Genomic DNA, 25,019 nt, shown 5'->3' with positions numbered 1-25,019 from the left:
GGAGGATCTCAACGCAATGGCCAAGACAATTGCGTACGACGAAGAGGCCCGGCGCGGCCTCGAGCGGGGTCTGAACGCCCTCGCCGACGCGGTCAAGGTGACGCTGGGGCCGAAGGGTCGCAACGTTGTCCTGGAGAAGAAGTGGGGCGCCCCCACGATCACCAACGATGGTGTTTCCATCGCCAAGGAGATCGAGCTGGAGGACCCGTACGAGAAGATCGGCGCCGAGCTGGTCAAGGAAGTCGCCAAGAAGACGGACGACGTCGCCGGCGACGGCACCACCACCGCCACCGTGCTCGCCCAGGCGCTCGTGCGTGAGGGTCTGCGCAACGTCGCGGCCGGCGCGAACCCGCTCGGTCTGAAGCGTGGCATCGAGAAGGCTGTCGAGGCCGTCACGGCTCGCCTGCTGGAGTCCGCCAAGGAGATCGACACCAAGGAGCAGATCGCTGCTACCGCTGGTATCTCCGCGGGCGACTCGTCCATCGGTGAGCTGATCGCCGAGGCCATGGACAAGGTCGGCAAGGAAGGTGTCATCACCGTCGAGGAGAGCAACACCTTCGGGCTCCAGCTGGAGCTCACCGAGGGCATGCGCTTCGACAAGGGCTACATCTCGGGCTACTTCGTCACCGACCCGGAGCGTCAGGAAGCGGTCCTCGAGGATCCGTACATCCTGCTGGTCGGCTCGAAGATCTCGACCGTCAAGGACCTGCTGCCGCTGCTGGAGAAGGTCATCCAGGCCGGCAAGCCGCTGCTGATCATCGCCGAGGACGTCGAGGGCGAAGCCCTGTCGACCCTGGTGGTCAACAAGATCCGTGGCACCTTCAAGTCCGTTGCCGTCAAGGCGCCGGGCTTCGGTGACCGCCGCAAGGCGCAGCTCGCCGACATCGCCATCCTCACCGGTGGCGAGGTCATCAGCGAAGAGGTCGGCCTCTCCCTGGAGACCGCCGGTGTCGAGCTGCTCGGCCAGGCGCGCAAGGTCGTCATCACCAAGGACGAGACCACCATCGTCGAGGGCGCGGGCGACGCGGAGGCCATCAAGGGCCGCGTGCAGCAGATCCGTGCCGAGATCGAGAACTCGGACTCGGACTACGACCGGGAGAAGCTGCAGGAGCGTCTGGCCAAGCTGGCCGGCGGTGTTGCGGTGATCAAGGCCGGTGCCGCGACCGAGGTCGAGCTCAAGGAGCGCAAGCACCGCATCGAAGATGCCGTGCGCAACGCCAAGGCCGCCGTCGAAGAGGGCATCGTCGCCGGTGGCGGCGTGGCCCTGTTGCAGTCGGCGCCTGCCCTGGACGATCTGAAGCTCAGCGGTGACGAGGCGACCGGCGCGAACATCGTGCGCGTCGCCCTGTCGGCTCCGCTGAAGCAGATCGCCTTCAACGCAGGCCTCGAGCCGGGCGTTGTCGCCGAGAAGGTTTCCAACCTGCCGGCCGGCCACGGCCTCAACGCCGATTCCGGCGTGTACGAGGACCTGCTTGCCGCCGGTGTCGCCGACCCGGTGAAGGTCACCCGCTCCGCGCTGCAGAACGCGGCGTCCATCGCGGCTCTGTTCCTCACCACCGAGGCCGTCGTCGCCGACAAGCCGGAGAAGTCTTCCGCGCCCGCCGGCGACCCGACCGGTGGCATGGGCGGCATGGACTTCTGAGTCCAGCCACCAGGCAACACCTTTAGAAACCGGAAGCCGGTCCACCCTCGGGTGGACCGGCTTCCGGCGTTAGATTCCGTCGACGGCGAGCACGGCGAACGGCTGCGGGGTGCCGGGTCCCATCGGGCCGCCCTTGTCGAATTGTGAAGCGACCACCAGGAGTCGGTCGCCGGTGCGGACCAGCGTGGTGGGGATGCTCAGGGCCGCGTCGGTGATGCGCCGGTCCAGGGTCGCGGTGGCGCAGTCGTCGGTGAGGGTCCAGCGGGCGATGGCGTTGTCGGTGTTCTGCACCGCCCACAGGGTGTTGTCGCGCAATTCGAGTCCGTCGCCGTGGGTCAGGTTGCCGCCGTGCAGCGCGACCTTGCGGATCGGGTCCGCGGCGTTCGGCGCGAGGGCGATGCGGAACAGCTCGCCCGCGTCCATATCGACGACGAACAAGTAGCGGCCCTCGGCGTCGGCCGCGATGCCGTTCAGGGTGAAGCCGCCGGGTGCGCGCGGCGCGAGGACCGGGTTCAGATCGAATTGCGTTGCCATGTCGGCACGTCCGCCGTGTGACGCGGCACGGGCGAGCTCATCTGCGGTGATGCGGTAGACGACGCCACGCACCGAGTCGGTCAGGTAGGCGGTGCCGTCCGGGGTGATGGCGACGTCGTTGACGAAGCGGGCCGCCGGACCCGGCGCGTCGAAGCGGGCGATCAGGGCGCGCGATGCGGTGTCGTACACGGCGACTCCGGCGGTCGAGTCGGTCACCCACAGCCGTCCCGCCTGGTCGACCTTCAGACCGTTGGCGGTCTTGCGGCCGTCGGCGCCCGCCGGGAGGAAGGTCTCGGCCTGTTCGGTTCCCGGTGTGGCCTTGTAGACGGCCCCGGTGCTGTACGAGCCGACGTAGGTGTCGCCGGTGCGCGGATCGGCGGCGATGCCTTCGGGGTAGGCGCGGTCGCTCGGTAGCGCGTAGGCGGCGGTGATGCGCGCCGACGGTGCGGCGGGCTGCGCGGTGTCTTCGCTGGTACCGCAGGCCGCGGCGGCGGTGTAGGACGCCGCGATGGCGATGGTTGCCAGGCGGCGGCGCGTTGTGTGGGACATGGTCGCCTCTCATCAGGTCTATCACTCGGATGTAGTCACATCTGAGAATGAATACGAAGATAGATTAGAGGTCTAATGATCGTCAAGAGTCTTAGGTGAAGACGGGCAGATACCATGCGGACATGACGTCCCTGCCCTCCGCCGAGCGCCTCGGCTCCTACGTGAAGCGCGCCGAACAGGCGCTGCAAACGGCGAAGCATGCCGCGCTGAAGCCCGCGGGCGTCACCGTCGCGCAGTACGCCGCGCTGCTGTTCCTCGACGAGAACCCCGGCATCTCGGCCGCCGCGCTGGCTCGGCTGTGCGGCGTGACGCCGCCGACGATGAATACGGTGCTGACCAACCTGCAGGACCGCGGGCTCATCGAACGCACCCCGCACGCCTGGCACAAGAACATCCTGGAAACCCGCCTCACCGAAGCGGGTGCCGCCGTCATGCGCGACGCCGATGCCAGGGCGGTCCGGGTGGAACGCGCGGTGGCGGCGGGATTCACCGACGCCGAACGCGCGACGCTGCAGGACCTATTGACCCGCTGCGCCGACCTTTTCGACTCCGTCCGCCCTGAAACTCCTACCGCAACCAAGAAGTAGGCTGGGGCGCGGCGCCGACGGCCACGTCAGCCCAGCAGGAACGCCACGAGAAACCCTGCGGCGGTGGCCATTCCGACCCACCAGCCGCCTTCCCGGTAAGCCTCGGGCATCAGCGAGTCGGCGAGTACCGCGAGGGTCGCGCCGCCCGCGAACGCTTGCACGGTGCTGATGTTGGTCTGGGAAAGGTTGTCGGACAACGCATTCCCCAGCACGGTGACCACAACGAGCACCGAACCCGTTGCCGCCCAGAGCCATAGCGGTCCGAGGCGCTCCACTCCGTGCTTGTCGCGCATCAGCGCGGCCCCGCTGATCGCCTCCGGCACATTGCCCACCGCGACGGCGACCAGCAGTGCCAACCCGCCGCCACCGGCGAGGGTGACGCCGAGTGCGGTGTTCTCCGGAATGCCGTCCAACACCGTGCCGAGCAGTAGCGCCCACCCAATAGCGTTGGCGCCCAACTTGGTTTCGATCAGATGGTTGGCCACCACGTACACCCCCGCGCCGCCGAACAGCGCCACGGCGGCGATCAGCGCACCCGCCTGATGGAACGCGGGCTCGAAGAGTTCGTTGGACACCGCGGCGATCATGGTGCCCGCGCCGAACGCCATCAACGACGCGAGCAACGGCTTCGGCAAGGTCCACCGCAGGCCGATCGCGGCGCCGATCACCAGGGGTACGGCGGTGCCGAGCCCGTAGAGCAACGCAGTCAGCATGCGATTCACCCTAATGGGGCACGGTTGTTCGGGGCCGAGGTGCAGGCGGCGGTGCGTCCACCTCGAACTAATCGGCGCGCTATTGCGAAGTGCCACTACTTCGCGAAGTTGCCTGGCGGACAGGACGAATCAGGCATAACCAGCGGACCAGTTCGGAAAAAGAATAATTCTACGAATTCCCGTCAAAATCGCGTGCGGCCCGCTCGGCGCCGCAGTATCGACCGACTCGGCAAACACTCAGTGACAAGAACGCCGCGCGTGCGATTCGCAGACCCGGTGAGTCCGATCCGCCTTAAAGCGTGCTTGCGTAGCGGGATTCGGTACTGCTGGCAAGGGGTTCGATGAGTGCGTGCCGAGTCGGTAACCACCCTGCCAACTTTCGGCAAACGCCTGGTCAGTTGCGGGTTGATACCAAGGACCCGATCCATGTCGAGTGCTTCTCGGCCTTCTGTATTGTCTGGCCCAATGTCACAGGATGCGAATACGGGTCGAATGTATGCCGGGCAACCCGTCGAGGACCGGCAACGTCAGCGGCGTGCGCGTTTTCTGGAATCGGGCCTGACGGTCTTCGCGCGCGACGGTTACGCCAATAGTTCGGTCGGCGCCATCTGTAAGGACGCCGGACTCTCCTCGCGACAGTTCTACGAGGAGTTCACCGGGCGCGAGTCCCTACTACTCGAGCTCTACGAGCAGATCGATCGCGAGTCGCGCGACGCGGTCGCCAAGTCATTGGAGAGCAAGGCCGACGCGAGTGCGCTCGAGATCATCGACGCGTCCGTCCGGGCGTATGTCGAGTCCATCGGGTCGGACCCGCGCAAGGCGCGCGTCGCACTGGTCGAGGTGGTCGGTGCGGGCCCGAAGGTGGAGAAGTTCCGGCTCGAACTGCGCCGGGTGTGGGGTTCGCTGCTGGCTGGTGCCGCGGAGGACGCGGCCATGCACGGTGAGATCCCGACCGGCGACTACGAGATGCGGGTGCTCGCCATCATCGGCGCGGTCAACTACGTGGTGGATTCGTGGAGCGGTGCGGACCCGCGCCCGCCGCTCGACGACGTGATCAGGGTGTTGAGCAGGGTGATCATGGGGGCGGTCGGCGCCTGAGCGCCGGGCAGCCGAGGCGCGGCGGCAACGGGGCCGGTAGCGTGCGCGGGATGGAGACGGTTCCGATCCAAATGCCGGATGGCAGTACGGTTCCGGTGCGGCTGATCCCGGCCGCCGGTAGCCATCGACATCCGGTGACCCCGGATGCGCCGCGCCCGGTGCTGGTGATCGTGCCCGGGCTCGGCGTACCCGCCGGGTACTACGAGTCGTTCGCCGCGAAACTGGCGGCGCGCGGCTTCGACCTGGCGATCGGCGAGCTGCGCGGCAACGGCGACAGCACGCCGAAGCCGAGCGCCGCCAGCACGTACGGTTACCACGAGCTGGTGTCGGTCGACTTCCCGGCGATCTTCCAGGTGGTGCGCGACCGGTTCCCGGCCAGCACGCCGTATCTGCTCGGGCACAGCATGGGCGGGCAGTTCGCCGTCATGTACGCCGCGCGGATCCGCGGCAGGCTCGGCGGGCTGATCCTGGTCGCCTCCGGGACGCCGTATTACCGTGGCTACCCGGGACTTTCGAGTCCCGGCATCCTGTTCGGCACGGCGGCCGCCTCGCTGACGGCCAACCTGGCCGGCTTCTGGCCGGGGGATCGGATCGCCGCGGGCGGCTTCGGCCGCCAGTCCAAGGTGCTGATCGCGGATTGGGCGCGGTTGGCCCGCACCGGCCGGTTCCAGCCGGTCGGCGCGGACATGGACTACGAGGAGCGGATCTCCCGGCTGAAGTTGCCGGTGCTGTCCATCACCGTCACCGGCGACGACCTCACTCCGCCCGGCTCCGCCGAACACCTGCTGGCCAAGCTGCCCAAGGCCGAGGTGACCACCTGGCATCAGCCGGAATCGTTGGGGCACAACGGCTGGATCCGGGAGAACACCACTACCGTCGACCAGATCGAGAAGTGGCTGCGCGATCGTTAGCCGGGCCTGCGGCCGACCTCGCGATGGCGGTCGAACCCGTCGAGCATGGCGTCCAGGCCCACATCGAAGTGGTCGGCCTCCGGCTCCGCGTGCTCCTCGGTGCGCTGCGCGGCGACCGTGGCGATGGCGTGGCCGAGGATGTGGCCGATCGTGTACTCGCGCAGGCAGCGGGTCAGCTGCCGCGCGATGGCCGCCGAAAAGCCCGCGCCCTGCAGGTGTTCCACCATCCAGCTGCCGGTCTCGATGGCCAGGTCGCTGCGCACCGGACGCGTCGCGAAGACCGGCACCGCGTTCGGATGCCTGCGCAGCGTGGAGCGCAGCCGGTGCGCGTAGGCGCGCATCAGATCGCGCCAAGGTTCCTGCCACGGTAGGGATTCCATGTCGAGCTCGGCGAACATGGTGTCGGCGATGGCGTCGAACAGCTCCTGCTGATCGGTGAAGTGCCGGTAGGCGGCCATCGGATCGGCGCCGAGCGCGGTGCCGAGTTTGCGCATCGAGAATCCGTCGACACCGGTGCGATCGATGAGGTTCAGCGCGACCGCGGCGATATAGTCGCGGTTCAACGCGGTCCGCGTCGTGGGTGCCGGGCTTGCGCGCCGGGTGCGGGCGCGCCGCGCGCGGGGCACCTCGACGGCGTTGTCGGAATCCACGACCAGCTCTCCTCTCGAACCCGGGTCTACGGCGTAGACATCAGCTACACCGTAGGCCCAGGTCCCGGGAATCGGTCGCTATCCGCGCCGCTCGATCAGCATCTGCGTGAAGAACTCATAGATCAGCCCCGCTTGGAACGCCGACTGCTTGTTGTCCGCCGCGCCGCCGTGCCCACCCTCGATGTTCTCGTGATACCAGAACTCGTGGCCCTGCTCTTCGAGCAGCGCGGCCATCTTGCGGGCATGCCCGGGATGCACGCGGTCGTCCCTGGTGGACGTGGTGAGCAGGATCGGCGGGTAGGCCACATCGGCCCGCGCGTTCTGATACGGCGAGTACTTGCTGATGTACTCCCACTCCTCCGGCTTGTCCGGGTCCCCGTATTCTGCGATCCACGAGGCACCCGCCAGCAGCAGGTGATAACGCTTCATGTCCAGCAGCGGCACCTGACAGACGATGGCGCCGAACAGCTCCGGATAGCGGGTCAGCATCACCCCCATCAGCAGGCCGCCATTGCTGCCGCCCACCGCGCCGAGCTGATCGGCGGTCGTGATGCCGCGTGCGACGAGGTCTTTCGCGATCGCGGAGAAGTCCTCGTACACCTTGTGCCGGTTGGCCTTCTGCACCGAGGTGTGCCACTGCGGCCCGTACTCGCCGCCGCCGCGGATGTTGGCCATCACCCAGGTGCCGCCGCGCTCCAGCCAGCCCATCCCGGACGCGCCGCTGTAGGCGGGCGTGCGGGAGACCTCGAAACCGCCGTAGCCGGACATAACCGTCGGGCCGGGGGTTCCCCTGCGGTCGCGATGGCGAATGACGAAGTACGGCACCTGCGTTCCGTCGTCGGAGGTCGCGAAGAACTGCTCGGTCTCGATGCCGTCGGCGTCGAAGAAGCCGGGTTCCTGCCTGAGCTGCTCGGTGGCGCCGCCCACCGAGCTGGTCAGCAACGTGGCGGGCGTCGTGAATCCGCTTGTGGTGAGCATGAATTCGTCGCCGCCCTCGAGCGGGTCCAGGTTCAGCACGCTGGTGGTGGCCATCGGCGGGGTGTCGGCCAGCGACTCCTTGCGCCAGCCGCCGGTGCCCGGCGTCAGCACGTAGAGCTTGGTCTGCACGTCCTCGAGGGTGATGAGCAGCAGATGGTTCTCGGTCCAGCCGTAACCGTGCAGCGAGGTGTGCGGGTCCGGGGTGAAGATCACCTCGAATTCCCGTCCGCCGGCGAGGAACTTCTCGAAGTCCATGGCCAGCAGCGCGCCCGCGGGATAGGCGGTGCCGCCCACCTCCCACGGCGACTTCAGCCGGACCAGCAGCCAATCCTTGTACCAGGACTCGCTCGCGTCGGAGGGAATCTCCAGATGCCGTAGCGTGCCGTCGTTTTCGAGCAGGTAGACCTCTTCGTTGAAGAAGTCGGTGGCGCGGCCGATGAAATGACGCTCGTAGCCGGGGGTTCGGTCATAGCCCGCCGAGACCGCGACATCGCCGGGCTCACCCGCGAAGACGGTCACCGCGTCGGCCAGCTCGGTGCCGCGCTGCCAGCGCTTGGCGATGCGCGGGTAGCCGGACTCGGTCAGTGAGCCCGGGCCGAAATCCGTGCCGACGTACACCGAATCGATGTCGATCCAGCGCATCTCGGACTTCGCCTCGGGCAGGAAGAAGCCGCCGTCGGCCGGGTCGATGAAGGTGCGCGTCGCCATGTCGAACTCGCGCACCACCTTGGCGTCCGCGCCGCCGCGGGACAGGCTGATCAGGGTCCGTGACTGTTCGGGGCGCAGCACGGCGGCCCCGCCCCACACCCAGTTCTCGTCCTCGGCGGCGGCCAGCGCGTCCAGGTCGATCAGCACGTCCCAGTCGGGCGATTCCTTGGCGTACTCGGCGAACGTGGTGCGCCGCCACAGCCCGCGCGGATGCTCGGCGTCGCGCCAGAAGTTGTAGAGCCAGCTGCCGCGCCGGCCCGGGTACGCGATCTTGGTGTCGGTGTCGAGCATGTCCAGGATGCGATGTTCGAGCTCGCTGAACCGATCGGAGGAGGCGAATCGCTCGACGACCACGCTGTTGTGCGCGCGCGCCCAGTCGAGGGCCCGCTCATCGGTCACTTCTTCGAGCCAGAGGTAGGGGTCCGTCACATTCTGCTCAACGCCGCTCATCCCCACATTGTTGCCGAGCGGCACGGATCAGGACGCCGGGGTTACCAGAAGTGCGCTACATCCACCACGACCCGTGCTCCGCTACCCGGTCCGTCGAGGGTGAACACCCGCATCGGCAGCCGCCCGCGGACGCCGAGACCGATCGTGGTCTGCCCCTCGAACGAGCCGGCCCAGGCCACCTGACGGAAGGTCTGGTAACCGGCCACATTCACCAGCTCATTGCGGTTCTGCAGCTGGTAGGTGGGTTGGCCCGCCTCGTTGTAAGCGGGCGCGTGGACGACGACATTCAGGAACGCCCCACCCCGCAGCGGCACGGGTGTGCCGGACCCGTCCATCGTCACCCGGTCGACGTAGCCGACGTGATAGCCAGGCGCCGAACCCGCGAGGTCGATGACGAGCCGATCGAAGCATTCGTGCCGACCGGACCGAACGCCGTTGACCGGGCCGGTCGACATCGGAGGGCTCGCCTTATCGAGCGAACCCCACACCAATCCGCAGTAGGAGGGAGTTGCCGCGGCCGGTCCGGGAATGATCCAGAGGCCGACGAGAGTCGCGACGGAGGTGAACAACAGAAATATGCGACGCATGCCGCACCGCCTTCAGGCAGTAAGAACGAATTATTCGATGAATCGGGCGAACCGGGCAGGGTGTTACTGCCGCACCGTACTCGAAAAGGATTCGTGACCTCGGTATATCGGTTCGATACGCATTCGACACCGCACGCACCTGCCGGTGGTCCTGGCACGGGCTCAGTAGGATCGCGAGTTCGACGCTGATCCGACCAGGAGGTTTCTTTGCCGCCGTTTCTCTGGGAGCAGCACTGCTGTTTACCGCTGGTGCCGTCGGCGCGGATCGCGGACCTCGCGCGCTATCCGCTCGGGTCGTATCTGTCGGTGAACGTCGGGTATTCGCCGCATACGACGGAGGATTCGCTGAAGCTGACCCGGCAATATCGTGCGGACGCGCTAGCCGATGGTCGATTCCGGTTGGTGCACAGCCACTCCGATATCGGCGATCCGGAAACCATTGCCCTCGCCTTCGATCTGGAGGACTCGGGGCCGCTCGGTGGTGACCTGGACAATGTCGCGCTGTTCTACGAGTACGGCGTCCGTTCGATGCTGCCGACCTACAACAGCGCCAATGCTGCGGGGTGCGGCTGCCTCGATACCGAGGACACCGGGCTCACCGCCTACGGCCGTGACCTCGTGCGCACGCTCAACGAGGTCGGCATGTTCGTCGACGGCTCGCACTGTTCGGCGCGCACCGGACTGGATCTGGCTACGCACACGCAGGTGCCGATGATCTACAGCCACTCCAATTTCGCCGCGCTGTGGTCGCATCCGCGCAACATCAGCGATGAACAGGCGAAGGCCTGTGCCGCCACCGGTGGCGTGATCGGAATCAACGGCGTCGGTATCTTCTTGGGCCACAATGGTGTTGACGCAGGTGCCGCGCGAATAGAGGCGATGGCGGATCACGTCGAGTACGGCGTGGAGCTGGTCGGCATCGAGCACATCGGGATCGGTTCGGACTATTCGTTCGACGCCGATGACTTCAACGGCATGCTCACCGGCCATCCGGAGCTGTATCCCGAGTCGTACACCAAATGGGGCCCACTGCAATGGGTTCCGCCGGAGGAGTTGCTCGGCACCGAGCGGTTGCCCGGTCTCGATGAGGTGCTGGCGCGGCGTGGGTTCAGTGCCGACGATCGAGCGGCGGTGTTCGGCGGCAACTTCTCCCGGGTCGCCGCGCAGGTGTGGCGCGACTAGCCGAGATGTTCGGCGGCCACCCGCTTGGGGACGCACATACGCCAGGCCTCGACGACGAGCTCGGTCAGCTCCGCCTCATCGATGGCGGCCAGCCGCACCCGAACCCAGTTGTACCGCTCGTCCGACGGGCGCGGCATCATGAATTTGTCCGGCTCGGCGGCGACCAATGCCGCCCGCTCGGCCTTGGGAAAGGCGAAGCCCATGCGGGTTTCGTCGGCGGACAGCGCGAGGTAGACGATCCGGCCGATCCGATACTTGACCCGGTCGCGGACCAGCGCCTCGGTGGTCCGCGGCAGGCTCATCGCGATCCGGCGCACGTCGTCAGCTGTCACCATCGGTTCATTATTGCGGCGGGGTGCGACAAGTGGCGCGACCGAATCGGCCGCGCCACAACCCACTGATCGCCGGGTTCACCCGAGGCGGACCAGCATCTTGCCCGTATTGGCACCGGAGAGCACGCCGAGGAACGCGGCAGGCGCCTGCTCGATGCCCTCGTAGACCGTCTCCGTGGTGCGGATCGTCCCGTCGGCCAGCCAGGCCGCTGCCTTGCCGATGTACTCGCCGAAGATCGGGAAGTAGCTGTTCACCAGCATGCCGCGCAGCGAAACCTCCCGTGTCGCAGCCTTGTACAGGTCCGGGCCCGGCTCGGCGGTGTCGCCGTTGTAGCCACTGATCGCGCCGACGAGCGCGATCCGGCCCTTCGCCCGCATGGCCTCGACGGCAACCCGCAGATGTTCGCCGCCGACGCTGTCCAGGTAGACGTCGATGCCCTCCGGCGCGGCCGTGGCGAGCTGACCGGCCAGATCGCCTGCCCGGTAGTCGATCGCGGCGTCGAAGCCGAATTCGTCCAGCAGCAGCCGGGTCTTGGCGGGCCCACCCGCGGACCCGATCACCCTGGCCGCCCCGAGCGCCTTGGCGATCTGCCCGGCCACACTGCCCACCGCGCCCGCCGCAGCCGAAATGAACACGGTGTCACCGGGTTTCACCGGCGCAACATCGGTCAGTGCGGCGTACGCGGTGAGCCCGGTGGTGCCCAGCGCGCCGAGGTAGTGGTGCGCCGCGGCGAGCGAGGTGTCGATCGGGGTCACCGCAGCCGCGTCGAGCACCGCGTACTCCCGCCAGCCCGCGAAGTGTGACACCGTGCTGCCCACCGCGATGTCCGCCGCCTTCGACGCGATCACCTCGCCGACCGCCGAACCCTCCAGTGCCGCACCCAATTCGAACGGCGCGATGTAGGACGGTCGATCGTCCATCCGTCCCCGCATGTAGGGATCCACCGACATCCAGGTGTTGCGCACCAGAACCTGCCCGTCGGCAAGCTCCTCGATCGGCCGCCGCACCAACGCGAAATCCTGCGCGGTCGGCGCACCGGTCGGCCGCGCCGCCAGCTGGATCTCCTGTGAGGTCTGCGGCAGCACACCATCGGTGATCGGTCCCTGAGTGGTCTGAATGCTCATCGCTCTGCCTCTGCTTCGCTGTCTCCCCGAACCGTTCGATCCGGTACCGAGAACGCTATGGGCCCGAACCCCCGACCCCCAGGTCCGGAAACGCCACTCCCCGGTCCAAACGCGACACGTCTGGCAGGGTCAGTTGGTTCTGAGGTGGGTGGGGGAGGTTCCGGTCCAGCGGTGGACGGCTTTGCGGAGGGCGCGGTCGTCGGTGAAGCCGAGGCGGTCGGCGATCGCGGAGGTGGTCAGGTGTCCTTCGGCGAGAAGGGTTTTCGCCTGTTCATAGCGGACCTGGTCGTACTCGGTGCGCCAGCCGGTTCCGTGCTCGGCGAGCTGCCGTTGCAGGGTCCGTGGACTGACCGCCAGTCGGCGGGCGACCGTTGCCAGCGACGCGTCACCGGCGGCGAGGGCGGCGGCCAGCGCGACGCGGAACGCTTCCAGCGGGCCGGGGATCACGCGGGCGGTGGACAGGACCAGCTCGGCGTGGCTGCGTAGGAGGTCCGCGAGCATCGGGTCGGCGCGCGGCAGTGCGGCGGTGGCGTCCGCGGCGGTGAAGGTGATGGTGTCGGCCGGTGCGTCGAACTCGATGCGGTCGGTGCCGAACGCGTCGAGCAGCGCGTCGTGGTTGCCCGGCGCGGCCCGGCTGAACGCGACGCGGGCCGGGATCACCTGGCGTCCGGTGGCTTCGCGGGCGCGCCGCAGGTAGTAGGCGAGCACGTACTCGTTGATCACCGCGGCGACGGCCGGGTCACCCGCGGTCGTGCGGAACCCGACGGTGAGATCGCCGTCGTGCGCGAGGTCGAAACCCTCGGCCGCCGCCGTGACCAACCGGTGGTACGGCTGCGCGGCCCGCAGCGCGTCCGCCAGCGTCGGCCCGTTCGTGACGAGATAGTCCCAGGTGGTCAAGGTCCCGAGCGGCGCGGCAGCGGCCACGGCGAGCCCCGCACCCGGCTCCGGCCCGAGCTGAGCGAGTAGCTCCCACAACCGCACCAGCGAGCTCAGCGGAATGCGATTGAGCTCCCCGGCGAGCACCCCGTCATCGATGCCGTGGATCGCCGAGAGCTGCTCCGCGCCGACACCGGCCCGTCGGGCGGTATCCCGGACGAGCCGGATCAGCTGCGTCGACGCGGTGCCGTCGATAGGCGCCGCACCGCCCCATGATCGACTCTCCAGCACGGCCACACAGTAGCGAGCCGAAATGTCCGGTTCCCTACTCGACCGCCCGCGCGAACACCGAACTTTCGCCCAGGTGTGGCCTACGGCGCATTGTTGTGGGGGACCGGTGGGCCAACTCGTAGCGACAGAGTTAGGCTCGGTGTCGTGACTTCCCATTACGACGTTGTCGTTCTCGGTGCCGGTCCTGGCGGTTACGTCGCCGCCATCCGTGCGGCACAGTTAGGCCTCCGTACCGCGATCGTCGAGCAAAAGTACTGGGGCGGTGTGTGCCTGAACGTCGGCTGCATCCCTTCCAAGGCGTTGCTGCGTAACGCAGAGCTGGCGCACATCTTCACCAAGGAAGCCAGGACCTTCGGGATCTCGGGCGAGGTGAACTTCGACTTCGGCGTGGCGTTCGACCGCAGCCGCAAGGTGGCGGACGGCCGGGTCAAGGGCGTCCACTTCCTGATGAAGAAGAACAAGATCGATGAGTTCGACGGCAAGGGCACCTTCACCGACGCGAACACGCTCTCGGTCGAGCTGTCCAAGGGCGGCACCGAGACCGTCACCTTCGACAACGCGATCATCGCGACCGGCACCGTCACCAAGCTGCTGCCCGGCACGCAGCTCAGCGACAATGTGGTCACCTACGAGGAGCAGATCCTCACCCGCGACCTGCCCGGTTCGATCCTGATCGTCGGCGCGGGCGCGATCGGCATGGAGTTCGGCTACGTCCTGAAGAACTACGGCGTCGACGTGCGCATCGTGGAGTTCCTGGACCGCGCGCTGCCGAACGAGGACGCCGACGTCTCCAAGGAGATCACCAAGCAGTACAAGAAGCTCGGCATCACCATCAGCACCGGTGCCGCCGTGCAGTCGATCGACGACGACGGCTCCAAGGTCACCGTCGCGATCAAGGACAACAAGTCCGGCAACGTGGAGACGGTCACCGTCGACAAGGTGCTGCAGGCCGTCGGCTTCGCGCCCCGCGTCGAGGGCTACGGCCTGGAGGCGGCGGGCGTCCAGCTCACCGACCGCGGCGCCATCGCGATCGATGACTACATGCGTACCAACGTGTCGCACATCTACGCCATCGGCGACGTGACCGCGAAGCTGCAACTCGCGCATGTCGCGGAGGCGCAGGGTGTGGTCGCCGCCGAGACGATCGCGGGCGCGGATACCGTCACCCTCGGTGACTACCGGATGATGCCGCGCGCCACCTTCTGCCAGCCGCAGGTCGCCAGCTTCGGCCTGACCGAGCAGCAGGCCCGCGACGAGGGCTACGACGTGAAGGTCGCGACCTTCCCGTTCACCGCCAACGGCAAGGCGCACGGCCTCGGCGATCCGACCGGTTTCGTCAAGCTGGTCGCCGACACCAAGTACGGCGAGCTGCTCGGCGGCCACCTCATCGGCCCGGACGTCTCGGAGCTGCTGCCCGAGCTCACCCTGGCGCAGAAGTGGGACCTCACCATCAACGAGCTCGCCCGCAACGTGCACACCCACCCCACGCTCAGCGAGGCGCTGCAGGAAGCCTTCCACGGCCTGGCCGGCCACATGATCAACTTCTGATCGGCCGCTGATCGCCGACGGTGGCGTCCGGACCTGAAAGGTCTGGGCGCCACCGTTTTTCGTACCCGCAGCGACCTGTCTTCGGCTCGCCAACGTCGAGCCGGTCTGCTAGACAGCAGTGATGCGGAAGTGGCTCATCGGTGGTGCATTGGTGCTCGTCGTCGTGCTGGCGGCGGCGGTCGGCGGCTATTACCTGATGAACTCGCGGACGTACCAGTTAGCGGGGAGGTTGGTGGACCGGGTCGACACCACCGACAAGGTGGTCGCGTTGACGCTGGACGACGGCCCGACCGACAAAGCGCCCGAGGTGCTGAAAACGCTGGCGGACAACCAGGTTACGGCCACGTTCTATCTGAACGGGCGTGACCTCGCCGCCCACCCGGCGCACGGCAAAGCGATCGCCGAGGCCGGCCACGAGATCGGCAACCACACCTACAACCACCGCCGGATGGTCCTGGTCTCCGCCGACACCGTCCGCGACGAGGTCGAACGCACCGACGCCGAGATCGCGAAAACCGGCTACCAGGGCCCCATTACGTTCCGGCCGCCCAACGGCAAGAAGCTGTGGGCGCTGCCGAAGTATCTGTCCGACCACGACCGCACCACGGTGACCTGGGATGTCGAGCCCGACTCCGGCGGGAAGCCGAGCGCCGACAAACTCGTCGCCGACACCGTGGCGCAGGTCCGCCCCGGCTCCATCATTCTGCTGCACGTCATGCACGAGTACGCGGCGCCCGCGCTGGCCGCCATCCCGCGCATCGTCGCCGAACTCCGCGCCGCTGGCTACACCTTCGTCACGGTGTCGGATCTGCTGAAGCGCTGATCAGAGCATGCCGTAGGCGTGCGTCGGGGTGAGGATGGCCAGGGCGCGCCGATCGGCGACCATGGCTCGGCGGTAGTCGTCCCAGTCGGGGTGTTCACCGTTCGCGGCGCGGTAATAGTCGACGAGCGCGTCCACGGTGGCGTCGTGCGGATCTTCGGCGACCGGCGTCACCGAGGCGATGGCCTCGATCACGGCGTAGGCGAAGAAGTCCTCACGGCTGACGTGGATGGCGGCCCATGGTTCGCGCACCAGGTTGTGGTATTTCGCGCGGTCGGCGGTGATGGAGATGCGAATGAGGCCGTCGCCGCCGATCACGTGCAGCACGTTGGACTGTTGCGGGCGGCCGTTGCGCCGGATCGTGGTGAGGATCGACCGCTGGTGTTTGCGGGCGAAGTCGACTGCTTGGGCGAGTTCCATGATGCTATTCAACCGCGTGTGATCCAGGTCTCTTCCCGGCGCGCGTAACCGGAGGTCAGTCCCGGTGATAGGTCTCCTGGGCGGCACGGACCTGCGGCATGCTCTGCTCCACCAGGTGGATCAGTGAGTGGAGCTGTTCGGCCACCTTCGCGCCGAGCTCGGTCAGCGTGTATTCGACGCGCGGCGGAATGGTTTCGTGCACCTCGCGGTGCACCATGCCGTCGCGTTCCAGCGCCTGCAGGGTCTGCGAGAGCATCCGTTCGCTGACGCCGTCGACGCGCCTGCGCAGTGCGCTGAATCGGTACGAGCCGTCGCGCAGTGCGACCAGGGCGAGGATGCCCCAGCGGCTGGTCACATTCTGCAACACCGGCCGTGACGTGCAGTCTTTCGCGAAAACGTCGGCTTCCAGCGTCGGATCGTCCAGATCTGGCGACGATGTGCGCTGCGTACTCATACACCCGATAGTACCCATCTTGACCAAAGTGGTGTATGAATGCATAGTACTTACTAATAGTTAGTGCTTGCCGAACCGTACATACTCTTGGAGGTAGTCATGACCGTTGCCGTCACCGGTGCCAGTGGACAACTGGGCCGTCTCGCCGTACAGGCATTGCTGCGCGAGGGCGCCACCTCGGTGGTCGCGATCGTGCGTGATCCGCAGAAGGTCGCCGACCTCGCCGAACTGGGCGCCGAGGTGCGCCAGGCGAGCTACGACGGCGCCGACTCGCTCGATCGTGCGCTCGCCGGGGTCGATCGCGTGCTGCTGGTCTCCGGTAATGAATTCGGCGCCCGAGTGGCGCAGCACACCAACGTCATTCGCGCTGCTGAGCGCGCGGGCGTGCAGCTGCTCGCCTACACCAGCATTCCGCGCGCGACGGAGAACCCGCTGATCCTGGCCCAGGAGCACATCGGCACCGAGGCGGTGCTCGCGGAGGCGACCGTCCCGCACGTGATTCTGCGCAACGGCTGGTACTGGGAGAACTACCTCGGCGGGCTCGCGCACGCCGTCGAGTCCGGCGTGCTGCACGGCGCGGCGGGGGAGGGCCGGGTGGCCGGTGCGGCGCGCGCCGACTACGCGGCGGTGGCCGCGAAGGTGCTCACCACCGACGGGCACGCCGGTCGGGTGTACGAGCTCGGCGGCGACGAGCACCTCACGTATGCCGATCTGGCCCAGGTGATTTCGGCGGCGGCCGGTAAGCCGGTGCGCTACGAGAACCTGGCCGAGGCGGACTACGCCGCCGCGCTCGAGCAGGCGGGGCTGCCCGCTGCCTACGCGAAGGCCCTCGCCGACGCGGACGCCGGCATCGCGACCGGCATCCTCGATGTGCACAGCGGCGACCTGCAGAAGCTGCTGGGCCGGGCATCCACGCCTGCGGTCGAGGTGTTCCGCGCGGCGCTCGGATAACCGTGCTGTACGGACACTTTCGCGATCATTGCGCTGAATTGCCGCTCGACTCGGCGAAAAGTGTCCGTCCAGGCCGGGCGCACGGCGGGGGTTCCTGGTGCGGAACCCCCGCCGTCAGCAGCTCACACCCACTGCACGAGCTGCACGATGATCCCGTTCGGATCCCTCATCTGGAAGTAGCGCTCATTCCACTCCTCGGTCTCGATCGGCGTGACGATCGGCACGCCCTCGCCCTGTAGCCGGGCGTACTCGGCGTCGATGTCGTCCACCACGAACACCACGAGCAGCCCCTCGCCCGCGCTGCCCGCCGCGCTTTTCGGCTTGAAGCTCTTCAGTCCGGTCCGCAGGTAGATCACGTTGAGCCCGGCATCGGGCCGGTCCAGCGAAACGAATCCGTCGGCCGACATCTTCTCGACGAAGCCGAGGTGGTCGATCAGGAACTTCGCCGAGGCCTGCGGGTCGGGAACGTTGAGCGAGATGGCGGAAGCGGTGATATTCATGAGCCCTCCTCGGGATCAATTAACTCTATACTTAGTACGCTGTACTTTGTAGAAGAATTCCTGGGCGGCCGCACTATGGCCTGCGTCACGCCGATACGATCGGATCGATCAGGCGAGGAGACAGGGTGGACGACGGCTCGGCACAGCGGCCGGACGCAGCGGGGACGCCGCGCTCCAGCGAAAGTTCGACGCAGCGCACCGGCAGCAAGCCTGCCGAGCCGGCACCGCGTCGCGGCAAACAGGACCGCAGCAGCGCGGGCGATCCCGTTCGCACGCTGGAGTTGTTGTGGCGGGTCGCGGGCAGCCAGACGCCGACGCGTGGCCCGAAACAGCGCAGCAGCGTGGACGCCGTGGTCGCCGCCGCCATCGAGATCGCCGACACCGCAGGCATCGACGCGCTCACCATGCGCGCCGTCGCCACTCAATTGGGTCTCACCCCCATGGCGACCTACACCTACGTGCCGGGCAAGGCCGAGCTGATCGACCTGATGGTGGACAAGGTCTACGCCGAGATGGACCGCGCGGACCTGTCGGAACTGCCGTGGCGCGATCGGGTCACCGCCATCGCGATCGCGAACCGCGCCATGCTGACTCGCCATCCGTGGGTCGCCTACCTGCCGACCACCCGTCCGCCGCTCGGCCCGGGCATGGCCGCCAAATACGACCACGAACTGGGCGCGTTCGAAGGCCTGGGCCTGGACGACGTCACGATGGACGCATCACTCACCTACGTCCTCGGTTTCGTCACCTCGGTGGCCCGCATCGCGATCGACGCCGCACGCGCCGCCGCGGACAGCGCGATGTCGGATCACCAGTGGTGGGAGCGCGCCGCGCCGCTGCTCGAGCAGGTCTTCGACCCGCGGCAATACCCGGTCGGCGCCCGCGTCGGGGCAACCGCCGGGATGGCTTACGACTCCGCCTACAGCGCCGACCATGCCTTCGAGTTCGGCCTCGCCCGGGTCCTCGACGGTTTGGCAGGGCTCATCGAAAAGCGCTGAGCGCCTGCGCTACACCCCGTCGCGCTGGATGCGCAGGGCGGTGATGGTGGCGGCCAGCCCCTCGTACTGGTTGACCAGCAGCACGATCTCGATGAGGCTGCGCTCGTCGTAGTGCTCGGCCAGCGCCGCCCAGTGCGCGTCGTCCAGGTCGCGGGTCTGCACCAACTGGTCGACGGCGGCGAGCAGGGCGCGGTGCTTGTCGGTCCAGCCCGGCGCGTCCGGTCCGGTGCGCACGCGGTCGAGGATCTCCGCCGTCACCCCGGCGCGTTTGCCGAGCCGAATGTGGTGGTCCATCTCGTATTCGCACGCACGCAGGTGCGCGACGCGCAGAATGACCAGCTCCGACTCGTGCCGGGGCAGCCTGCCGCCCGGCATGAGTTTGCCGGAGTAGTGCAGCCAGCCACGAAAGAGTCCCCTGGTGCGGCCCAGCGTGCTGAACAAGTGGGCGTCGTCGGTGCCCGCGGCCTTGGAAAGGACCTGCCAGACAACCCAGTTGATCGGACCCAGCTCCCGCAGGCGTCCAGGTGAAATGCGTGGTCGCAGCACTGAAACCATGCTCGGTCGGCTCCTCCGGGGACGGGGGTGTGCGGCCGGGCGGCGCCGGGCCGAGCCGTCAGCCTACCGGCGAGTACGCCCCGAATCGATGGCCACGCCCGACTCCGCGGGCTGGCCAGGGCAGGCAGCTGCCGAATTGCCCGCGCAGCCTGGGGATTACACCGTTACGATCGATTTCGTGCGGATACGGGTAGCTCGATGGGGCGCACAGAGCTCGCCATGCTCCAGACCGCGGCCCGGCAGCGCAGCTAGGTAGCGCTGATCCAGCACGGCCTGATGATGCGGAGAGGCGGACAAGCTCGACATGCTGGTGAGGGTCAGGCCCGGGGCGCAGCTGTCCGGGGCCGAACAAGAATTCGTCGAATGTCTGCGCTCCTACCCCTCGGCCGCCCTCGCCGTGGTCGACCTGCGGGTCGGCGACCGGCAGATCGACGCGGTGATCTGGACGCCGCGCGGGCTGACCGTGCTCGAGGTCAAGGGCTTTCGCCGCAGGCAGAGCGGCATTCTCAGCATCGCCGCCGAGGGTCCGTGGAAGATCAGTGATGCCGACGCGGACCTGGACGAGCCGGCCGGTAGCCCCTCCGATCGACTGGAACACGGAATTCACACGGTGAAGACCACGCTCGAGCGGGCGCTGCTCGACCCGGGGCACGTATGCGGCGCCGTCGTTCTCGTGCCCTTTCGCGGCGCGGTGGTGCGTCCGTCGCGCACGAACCTGCGTCCCGGACTCGATGTCGTCGTCGGCAATGTCGCCGACGCCACCGAACTGCGCATCTATCTCGAAGGCTTCTCGGCCGGGGCGCGGAAGTGGACGGCCGACCGCGTGCTCCGGGACTGCACCGCACTCGGCCTCGCCGAGCTCGCACCGTCCCGGGCGGACCTGATCGCCGCCGGTTTCGAAGAGGTGTTGCAGGAGACCCCGAGTGTTATTCCGCGTCCGCCCAAGCCACGGGTCGAGCCGACGCCGGGGGTTGCTACCAAACGGCATTCCTATGCCGGGTGGGCCGTGGTCGCGCTGGCGGTCGTCGGGATGCTCGCGGTGATCGGTGTGGTCGCCACCTCGCTGGCGCGGGATTCTTCCCATCCGACACCCGAGGAGACCAGCACGACAACCCCAGCACCGACCACGACCCCGCCGACTACCTGCTGGCCGTTCCAGCCGGACTGCTGAGCGGAAGGTCGTAATTCGGCTGCACCACTGCTGCGTGACGCCTGCTCGGGCGCCGACGGCTCCGGGGCGCCCGAACCAGTTCGGGGACCTGTTGTCCGACCTGAACACGCGGGTTTGTCAATCCCGCACGGCCTGAGCCAATTTGGTGAGTTCGAGCGCCCGCTGAGCGCGCGCGAGGACGAGGGTGCGGGAACTATCGATATGCGTAGTGAGGGCCTGCAGGGCGGCCTGCACGTTGCCGGACAACAGTTGCTCGGCGATCGCAATATGTTCGGCGATCATGGTGGCCACCCGATCGGGAGTCGGCGCGTCCAAGGTGCGCACCGGGCGCACCCTGCGATGCACCACCGTAAGTGCCTCTGCCAGTGCGGAATTACCTGCCGCTGCCAGCAGGACGGTGTGGAACTGCTCGTCGGCGACCAGCGCGTGGCCCGGCTCCGGTGGGTTGTCGCGCAGCGCCCGCCAGGTGTCGAGCTCGGCCCGGATCAGCTCGAGATCGTGGGCGGCGCTACGCGGGTCGGCGCGGACCCGTTGCATCCCTCTGGCCTCCAGCACGATTCGCAGTTCATACAGGTGATCGAGCTCGTCGAGCCGCGGCCGGTACGGAAAAAGTCCGGCGGAGCGCCGCTCGATCAACCCGTCGGCCTGCAACCGGGCGAGGGCCTCGCGCACCGGCGTGCGCGACACCGCGTAGAGCTCCGCGAGCCGCTTCTCGCCGAGCCGCTCGGTCGGCACGAACACCCCGGCGGCCAGATCCCGGCGCAGCGAGTGATACACCCGCTCGCGCAACGGGATCCGTCCACCACCCGGCATAGCGGCCAGCTCAGATCGCCATCGCCGAGCGGACTGCGGTCTCCGCGCCCGCGCCGCCCGCACCCGTTGCGGTGACCCGACCGGCGGCCAAGATGTAATAGCGTTGCGCCGCCTGGAGTGCGAAGCCGATGTGCTGCTCCACCAGCAACACGCTCAACCCGCCACGCTGGGTCAAATCGATAATGGTGCGCTCGATTTCGGCCACCACGGACGGCTGGATGCCCTCGGTGGGTTCGTCGAGGATGAGCAGCCGCGGCTCGGTGATCAGCGCGCGGGCGATCGCCAACTGCTGACGCTGCCCGCCGGAGAGCAGACCGGCCTTGCGGCCCAACAGTTCCCGCAGCGCGGGAAACAGATCCAGCGATTCGTCGATCAACGCCTTGCCGCGCTTGCGGCCGTCGGCGACCACCTGCAAATTCTCCGCCGTGGTCAACTGCGGGAAACTCTGCTGCCCCTGCGGCACATACGCGACCCCACGCCGGACCCGCCGCGACGGCGACAGCTTGGTGATCGTCTCGCCGTCGAGCCTGATCTGGCCCGACTTGGCGCCGATCAGCCCGACCGCGGTACGCAGCAGCGTGGTCTTGCCGGCGCCGTTGTGTCCCATGATGGCGACCACGCTGTCGTCCGGAACGGTCACCGACACACCGTGGATCACCTCGGTCCGGCCGTAACCGGAATGGATATCGATGAGCTCGAGCATCAGATGAACTCCTTCACCGTGGCCGGGTCTGCCAGCGCGGTCCCGATCGCGGCGGCCGTGCCGAGATACACCTGCTGCACCTTCGGATCCGCCTGCACCTGTTCGACGGTGCCCTCGCTGAGCACCTTGCCGCCGGCCAGCACGGTCACCGAGCTGGCGAAGGCGCGCATGAAGTCCATGTCGTGCTCGACCACCACGACGATGCGCGCACCGCCGATGCGGCGCAACAGGTTTCCGGTCTCCTCCCGCTCCTCGGCGCTCATGCCCGCGACCGGCTCGTCGAGCAGCAGCACCGACGCGTTCTGCACCAGCAGCATGCCGATCTCCAGCCACTGCTTCTGACCGTGCGCGAGCACACCGGCGGGCTTGTCGCGCACGCCGCCGAGGCCGGTGATGTCCAGCGCCTCCTCGATGGCGGGCAGCACCGACTTGCGGCGGCGCAGCATGGTGAGCGCAGAGCGGCCCGCGCCCGCGGCGATGTCGAGATTCTGCAGCACGCTGAGCTGTTCGAAGACGCTCGCCGTCTGGAAGGTGCGGCCGATGCCGAGCCTGGCGATCTGGTGCACCTTCTTGCCGAGCAGTTCGACGCCGGTCTTCTGCGCCGATCCGGTCGCCGGGACCAGGCCGGTGATCGCGTCGATGAGCGTGGTCTTGCCCGCACCGTTGGGGCCGATCAGAAAGCGCAGATCCCCCTGCAGCACAGTGAGATCGACGTCGGAGACCGCCTTGAAGCCGTCGAAACTCACCGACAGGCCCCGGATTTCGAGGTACTCGCTCGACATGCCGGCATTGCCGCCGGGTTTCGGCTCGGGTGTGGTCATCGGGTTTCCACCTTTTCCGGCTCGATCTCGGGCTGCGGTTCGACTACCGCCGGTATGGCTACTGCCGGTTGGGATCGGCGAAACCTGCTGTCCAGCAAGCCCTTCAGCATCGGCCAGACACCCGCCAACCCGAGCGGGATGAAGCCGATCACCACGATGAACAGCACGCCTTGCAGATACGTCCACCCGGACGGGAACTCTTCGGAGAACGCGGTCTGTGCCCAGGCCACACCGATCGCGCCGAGCACCGGGCCGAGCAGGGTGGTCCGGCCGCCGATCGCGACGCCGATGAGGAAGGCGATGGAGGGCACCACGCCGATATCGGCGGGCGAGATGATGCCGACGATCGGAGTGAACAGCGCACCGGCGATACCGGCGAAGAACGCCGCCACCACGTACGCGACGATCTTGACATTGGCCGGGTCGTAGCCGAGGAAACGCACCCGCTCCTCCTGATCACGCACCGCCACCAGCAATTCGCCGTACCGGCTGCGCATCAGCTGCCGCACCAGCGCGACCACCACCAGCAGCGTGCCCGCCGCGATGAAGAACAGCATCGTCCGGTTCACCGGATCGGACAGCTTGAAGCCGAAGAAGGCCCGGAAGTCCGACAGCCCGGTGAATCCGCCGATGGCCTGCTGCCCGGTGAGCAGGATCGCCAGCGCCGCGGCCAGCGCCTGGCTGAGGATGGCGAAGTAGGCGCCCTTGACCCGCCGCTTGAACACGCCGTATCCGAGCACCGCCGCCACCAGCGCGGGCAGCACCAGAATGCCGATCAGCGCCACCGGCGCGGACGCGAAAGGCTGCCAGAACGACGGCAATTCGCGAATACCGGAGATCTCCATGAACTCCGGCACGTCGTTGCCGAGCCGCGCGGCATCGGCCATCTGCAGATGCATCGCCATGATGTAGGCGCCGATACCGAAGAACACGCCCTGCCCGAGCGTCAGCATTCCGCCTCGGCCCCACGCCAATCCGATGCCGACCGCGACAATGGCGAAGCAGAGGAACTTGGCGAGCAGGTTCAACCGGAAGTCACTGAGCACCGCGGGCGCGACCGCGAACAACAGAATGGCGGCAACGCCGAAGCCGCCGAGCGCGGTCAGTGTCGAGTGCGCGCGCCACCGCTCTACCAGCGTGGTCATGCCAAACTCCTTGTCCGGACAGTGAACAGGCCCTGCGGACGCACCTGCAGGAAGATGACGATGACGACGAACACGATGACCTTCGCGATCGACGCGGTGGTCGAGTATTCGATGTAGGAGTTGAGCAGGCCGAGCGCGAACGCCGCGATCACCGTGCCCTTGATCTGGCCGAGCCCGCCGATGACCACGACCAGGAACGCGTCGATCAGATAGCTCTGTCCGATGGTCGGACTGGTCGAACCGATCAGGGTAAGCGCGACACCGGCGACTCCCGCCAGGCCCGACCCGAGGAAGAATGTGCTGATATCGGTGAAACGGCTTGATACGCCGCTGGTTTCAGCCAGCCCCCGGTTCTGCACGACCGCCCGGATGCGCCGCCCCATCGGCGTCGTCTTCATCACGGTCGCCAGCGTGATCACCGCGGCCACGGCGAGCACGAGAATGAAGATGCGGCTCTTCGGCACCACCGCGCCCAGAATGGTGACACCGCCGCTGAGCCATTCCGGCGCGATGACATTCTTGGCCGGCGCACCGAAAAGATCACGGGCGAGCTGTTGCAGCACCAACCCGACACCGAAGGTGACCAGCAGGGTGTCCAGCGGCCGGTCGTACATCCAGCGGATCAGGCCCATCTCCAGCGCCGCGCCGAGCAGCCCGCCGACCACGAAGCCGACCAGCAGCGACACCACCAGTGACACGCCCGCCGACGAAATGACCTTCTGCACAACATAAGTCGTGTAGCACCCGGCCATGATGAATTCACCGTGCGCCATATTGATCACGCCCATCTGACCGAACGTCAGCGAAAGGCCCAGCGCGGCGAGCAACAGAATTGATCCAAGACTCAGCCCCGTGAAGAGCTGACCGATCACGACGTCCACAGGGACTCCTCGGATATCGGGCCGGT

At 67.5% G+C, this 25,019-nt stretch carries 27 protein-coding genes; 10 read left to right on the top strand and 17 right to left on the bottom strand.

Annotated features, from left to right (window positions below; translation table 11 throughout):
- Positions 1-16: 16 nt before the first annotated feature.
- Positions 17-1,642 (top strand): chaperonin GroEL, encoded by a 1,626-nt coding sequence (gene groL / locus IBX18_RS02255; RefSeq protein ID WP_147140878.1) that lies wholly within the window; start codon positions 17-19, stop codon positions 1,640-1,642.
- Positions 1,643-1,711: 69 nt separating this feature from the next.
- Here groL and IBX18_RS02250 read toward each other — a convergent pair whose 3' ends face one another.
- On the bottom strand, positions 1,712-2,725 hold the full coding sequence (locus tag IBX18_RS02250) for an SMP-30/gluconolactonase/LRE family protein (RefSeq protein WP_194832096.1): 1,014 nt from the start codon (positions 2,723-2,725) through the stop codon (positions 1,712-1,714).
- Between the two features lie 122 nt (positions 2,726-2,847).
- On the opposite strand from IBX18_RS02250, the gene IBX18_RS02245 reads away from it, so the two are divergent.
- Positions 2,848-3,312 carry a MarR family winged helix-turn-helix transcriptional regulator gene (locus IBX18_RS02245; protein ID WP_194832095.1) on the top strand — a complete coding sequence of 155 codons (465 nt, stop codon included), beginning with the start codon at positions 2,848-2,850 and terminating at the stop codon, positions 3,310-3,312.
- Between the two features lie 26 nt (positions 3,313-3,338).
- Here IBX18_RS02245 and IBX18_RS02240 read toward each other — a convergent pair whose 3' ends face one another.
- Positions 3,339-4,025 (bottom strand): ZIP family metal transporter, encoded by a 687-nt coding sequence (locus tag IBX18_RS02240; protein ID WP_194832094.1) that lies wholly within the window; start codon positions 4,023-4,025, stop codon positions 3,339-3,341.
- A 465-nt stretch (positions 4,026-4,490) separates the two neighbouring features.
- Between IBX18_RS02240 and IBX18_RS02235 the strand changes: the two genes are divergently transcribed.
- Complete coding sequence (locus tag IBX18_RS02235) at positions 4,491-5,123, top strand: TetR/AcrR family transcriptional regulator (RefSeq protein ID WP_228540259.1); 633 nt, start codon at positions 4,491-4,493, stop codon at positions 5,121-5,123.
- A 50-nt stretch (positions 5,124-5,173) separates the two neighbouring features.
- The gene (locus IBX18_RS02230) at positions 5,174-6,034 is read left to right on the top strand and encodes an alpha/beta fold hydrolase (RefSeq protein ID WP_194832093.1); all 861 of its coding nucleotides are present in this window, start codon (positions 5,174-5,176) and stop codon (positions 6,032-6,034) included.
- Here IBX18_RS02230 and IBX18_RS02225 read toward each other — a convergent pair.
- The 3 genes from IBX18_RS02225 to IBX18_RS02215 form a co-directional block, all read right to left on the bottom strand.
- Positions 6,031-6,684 (bottom strand): TetR/AcrR family transcriptional regulator C-terminal domain-containing protein, encoded by a 654-nt coding sequence (locus IBX18_RS02225; protein WP_194832092.1) that lies wholly within the window; start codon positions 6,682-6,684, stop codon positions 6,031-6,033. The two genes, IBX18_RS02230 and IBX18_RS02225, sit on opposite strands and share 4 nt — an antisense overlap.
- 78 nt (positions 6,685-6,762) lie before the next feature.
- Positions 6,763-8,820: a prolyl oligopeptidase family protein gene (locus IBX18_RS02220; protein WP_194832091.1), complete on the bottom strand. Its 2,058-nt coding sequence runs from the start codon at positions 8,818-8,820 to the stop codon at positions 6,763-6,765.
- A 41-nt stretch (positions 8,821-8,861) separates the two neighbouring features.
- Positions 8,862-9,407 carry a hypothetical protein gene (locus IBX18_RS02215; RefSeq protein WP_194832090.1) on the bottom strand — a complete coding sequence of 182 codons (546 nt, stop codon included), beginning with the start codon at positions 9,405-9,407 and terminating at the stop codon, positions 8,862-8,864.
- 207 nt (positions 9,408-9,614) lie between these two features.
- Here IBX18_RS02215 and IBX18_RS02210 point away from each other — a divergent pair, with 207 nt between their 5' ends.
- Complete coding sequence (locus IBX18_RS02210; protein WP_194832089.1) at positions 9,615-10,589, top strand: dipeptidase; 975 nt, start codon at positions 9,615-9,617, stop codon at positions 10,587-10,589.
- Here IBX18_RS02210 and IBX18_RS02205 read toward each other — a convergent pair.
- From IBX18_RS02205 to IBX18_RS02195, 3 genes are all read right to left on the bottom strand, one after another.
- Positions 10,586-10,924: an MmcQ/YjbR family DNA-binding protein gene (locus IBX18_RS02205; RefSeq protein WP_194832088.1), complete on the bottom strand. Its 339-nt coding sequence runs from the start codon at positions 10,922-10,924 to the stop codon at positions 10,586-10,588. The two genes, IBX18_RS02210 and IBX18_RS02205, sit on opposite strands and share 4 nt — an antisense overlap.
- A 75-nt stretch (positions 10,925-10,999) precedes the next feature.
- Positions 11,000-12,046, bottom strand: coding sequence for an NADP-dependent oxidoreductase (locus IBX18_RS02200; protein ID WP_194832087.1), 1,047 nt, complete (start codon positions 12,044-12,046; stop codon positions 11,000-11,002).
- 129 nt (positions 12,047-12,175) lie between these two features.
- A complete protein-coding gene (locus tag IBX18_RS02195) occupies positions 12,176-13,213 on the bottom strand; it encodes an AraC family transcriptional regulator ligand-binding domain-containing protein (RefSeq protein WP_306796098.1) in 1,038 nt (345 codons plus the stop codon).
- Positions 13,214-13,357: 144 nt separating this feature from the next.
- Here IBX18_RS02195 and lpdA point away from each other — a divergent pair, with 144 nt between their 5' ends.
- The gene (gene lpdA / locus IBX18_RS02190) at positions 13,358-14,761 is read left to right on the top strand and encodes a dihydrolipoyl dehydrogenase (protein ID WP_194832085.1); all 1,404 of its coding nucleotides are present in this window, start codon (positions 13,358-13,360) and stop codon (positions 14,759-14,761) included.
- Positions 14,762-14,882: 121 nt separating this feature from the next.
- Entirely contained in the window at positions 14,883-15,584 is a 702-nt protein-coding gene (locus IBX18_RS02185; protein ID WP_135233734.1) for a polysaccharide deacetylase family protein, read from the top strand.
- Here the strand turns inward: IBX18_RS02185 and IBX18_RS02180 are convergent, their stop codons facing one another.
- On the bottom strand, positions 15,585-16,001 hold the full coding sequence (locus IBX18_RS02180) for a PPOX class F420-dependent oxidoreductase (protein WP_107659679.1): 417 nt from the start codon (positions 15,999-16,001) through the stop codon (positions 15,585-15,587). It abuts the gene before it with no gap.
- Positions 16,002-16,056: 55 nt separating this feature from the next.
- Positions 16,057-16,455 (bottom strand): helix-turn-helix domain-containing protein, encoded by a 399-nt coding sequence (locus IBX18_RS02175; RefSeq protein WP_194832084.1) that lies wholly within the window; start codon positions 16,453-16,455, stop codon positions 16,057-16,059.
- Positions 16,456-16,554: 99 nt separating this feature from the next.
- Between IBX18_RS02175 and IBX18_RS02170 the strand changes: the two genes are divergently transcribed.
- Positions 16,555-17,406 (top strand): SDR family oxidoreductase, encoded by an 852-nt coding sequence (locus tag IBX18_RS02170; protein WP_194832083.1) that lies wholly within the window; start codon positions 16,555-16,557, stop codon positions 17,404-17,406.
- Between the two features lie 122 nt (positions 17,407-17,528).
- Here the strand turns inward: IBX18_RS02170 and IBX18_RS02165 are convergent, their stop codons facing one another.
- Entirely contained in the window at positions 17,529-17,906 is a 378-nt protein-coding gene (locus IBX18_RS02165; protein ID WP_194832082.1) for a VOC family protein, read from the bottom strand.
- Between the two features lie 275 nt (positions 17,907-18,181).
- Here IBX18_RS02165 and IBX18_RS02160 point away from each other — a divergent pair, with 275 nt between their 5' ends.
- On the top strand, positions 18,182-18,904 hold the full coding sequence (locus IBX18_RS02160; RefSeq protein WP_228540400.1) for a TetR/AcrR family transcriptional regulator: 723 nt from the start codon (positions 18,182-18,184) through the stop codon (positions 18,902-18,904).
- 9 nt (positions 18,905-18,913) lie between these two features.
- Here IBX18_RS02160 and IBX18_RS02155 read toward each other — a convergent pair whose 3' ends face one another.
- Positions 18,914-19,447, bottom strand: coding sequence for a carboxymuconolactone decarboxylase family protein (locus IBX18_RS02155; RefSeq protein ID WP_194832705.1), 534 nt, complete (start codon positions 19,445-19,447; stop codon positions 18,914-18,916).
- Between the two features lie 316 nt (positions 19,448-19,763).
- Here IBX18_RS02155 and IBX18_RS02150 point away from each other — a divergent pair, with 316 nt between their 5' ends.
- Positions 19,764-20,630: a nuclease-related domain-containing protein gene (locus tag IBX18_RS02150; RefSeq protein ID WP_194832080.1), complete on the top strand. Its 867-nt coding sequence runs from the start codon at positions 19,764-19,766 to the stop codon at positions 20,628-20,630.
- Positions 20,631-20,747: 117 nt separating this feature from the next.
- Here the strand turns inward: IBX18_RS02150 and IBX18_RS02145 are convergent, their stop codons facing one another.
- Genes IBX18_RS02145 through urtB form a run of 5 tightly spaced genes read right to left on the bottom strand, consistent with a single transcriptional unit; the run spans position 20,748 to position 24,993 of the window.
- Positions 20,748-21,443: a GntR family transcriptional regulator gene (locus IBX18_RS02145; protein WP_194832079.1), complete on the bottom strand. Its 696-nt coding sequence runs from the start codon at positions 21,441-21,443 to the stop codon at positions 20,748-20,750.
- Positions 21,444-21,453: 10 nt separating this feature from the next.
- On the bottom strand, positions 21,454-22,146 hold the full coding sequence (gene urtE, locus IBX18_RS02140; RefSeq protein WP_107659672.1) for an urea ABC transporter ATP-binding subunit UrtE: 693 nt from the start codon (positions 22,144-22,146) through the stop codon (positions 21,454-21,456).
- Entirely contained in the window at positions 22,146-22,967 is an 822-nt protein-coding gene (urtD, locus tag IBX18_RS02135) for an urea ABC transporter ATP-binding protein UrtD (protein ID WP_194832078.1), read from the bottom strand. Before urtD ends, urtE begins: the two co-directional genes overlap by 1 nt.
- Positions 22,964-24,112, bottom strand: coding sequence for an urea ABC transporter permease subunit UrtC (urtC, locus tag IBX18_RS02130; protein WP_194832077.1), 1,149 nt, complete (start codon positions 24,110-24,112; stop codon positions 22,964-22,966). Before urtC ends, urtD begins: the two co-directional genes overlap by 4 nt.
- Positions 24,109-24,993: an urea ABC transporter permease subunit UrtB gene (gene urtB / locus IBX18_RS02125; protein ID WP_194832076.1), complete on the bottom strand. Its 885-nt coding sequence runs from the start codon at positions 24,991-24,993 to the stop codon at positions 24,109-24,111. Before urtB ends, urtC begins: the two co-directional genes overlap by 4 nt.
- Positions 24,994-25,019: the final 26 nt, after the last annotated feature.

The sequence above is a fragment of the Nocardia sp. XZ_19_369 genome, from assembly GCF_015355715.1.
In the GTDB taxonomy this organism is placed as follows: domain Bacteria; phylum Actinomycetota; class Actinomycetes; order Mycobacteriales; family Mycobacteriaceae; genus Nocardia.
This window is presented reverse-complemented; position numbering and strand designations above follow the sequence as displayed.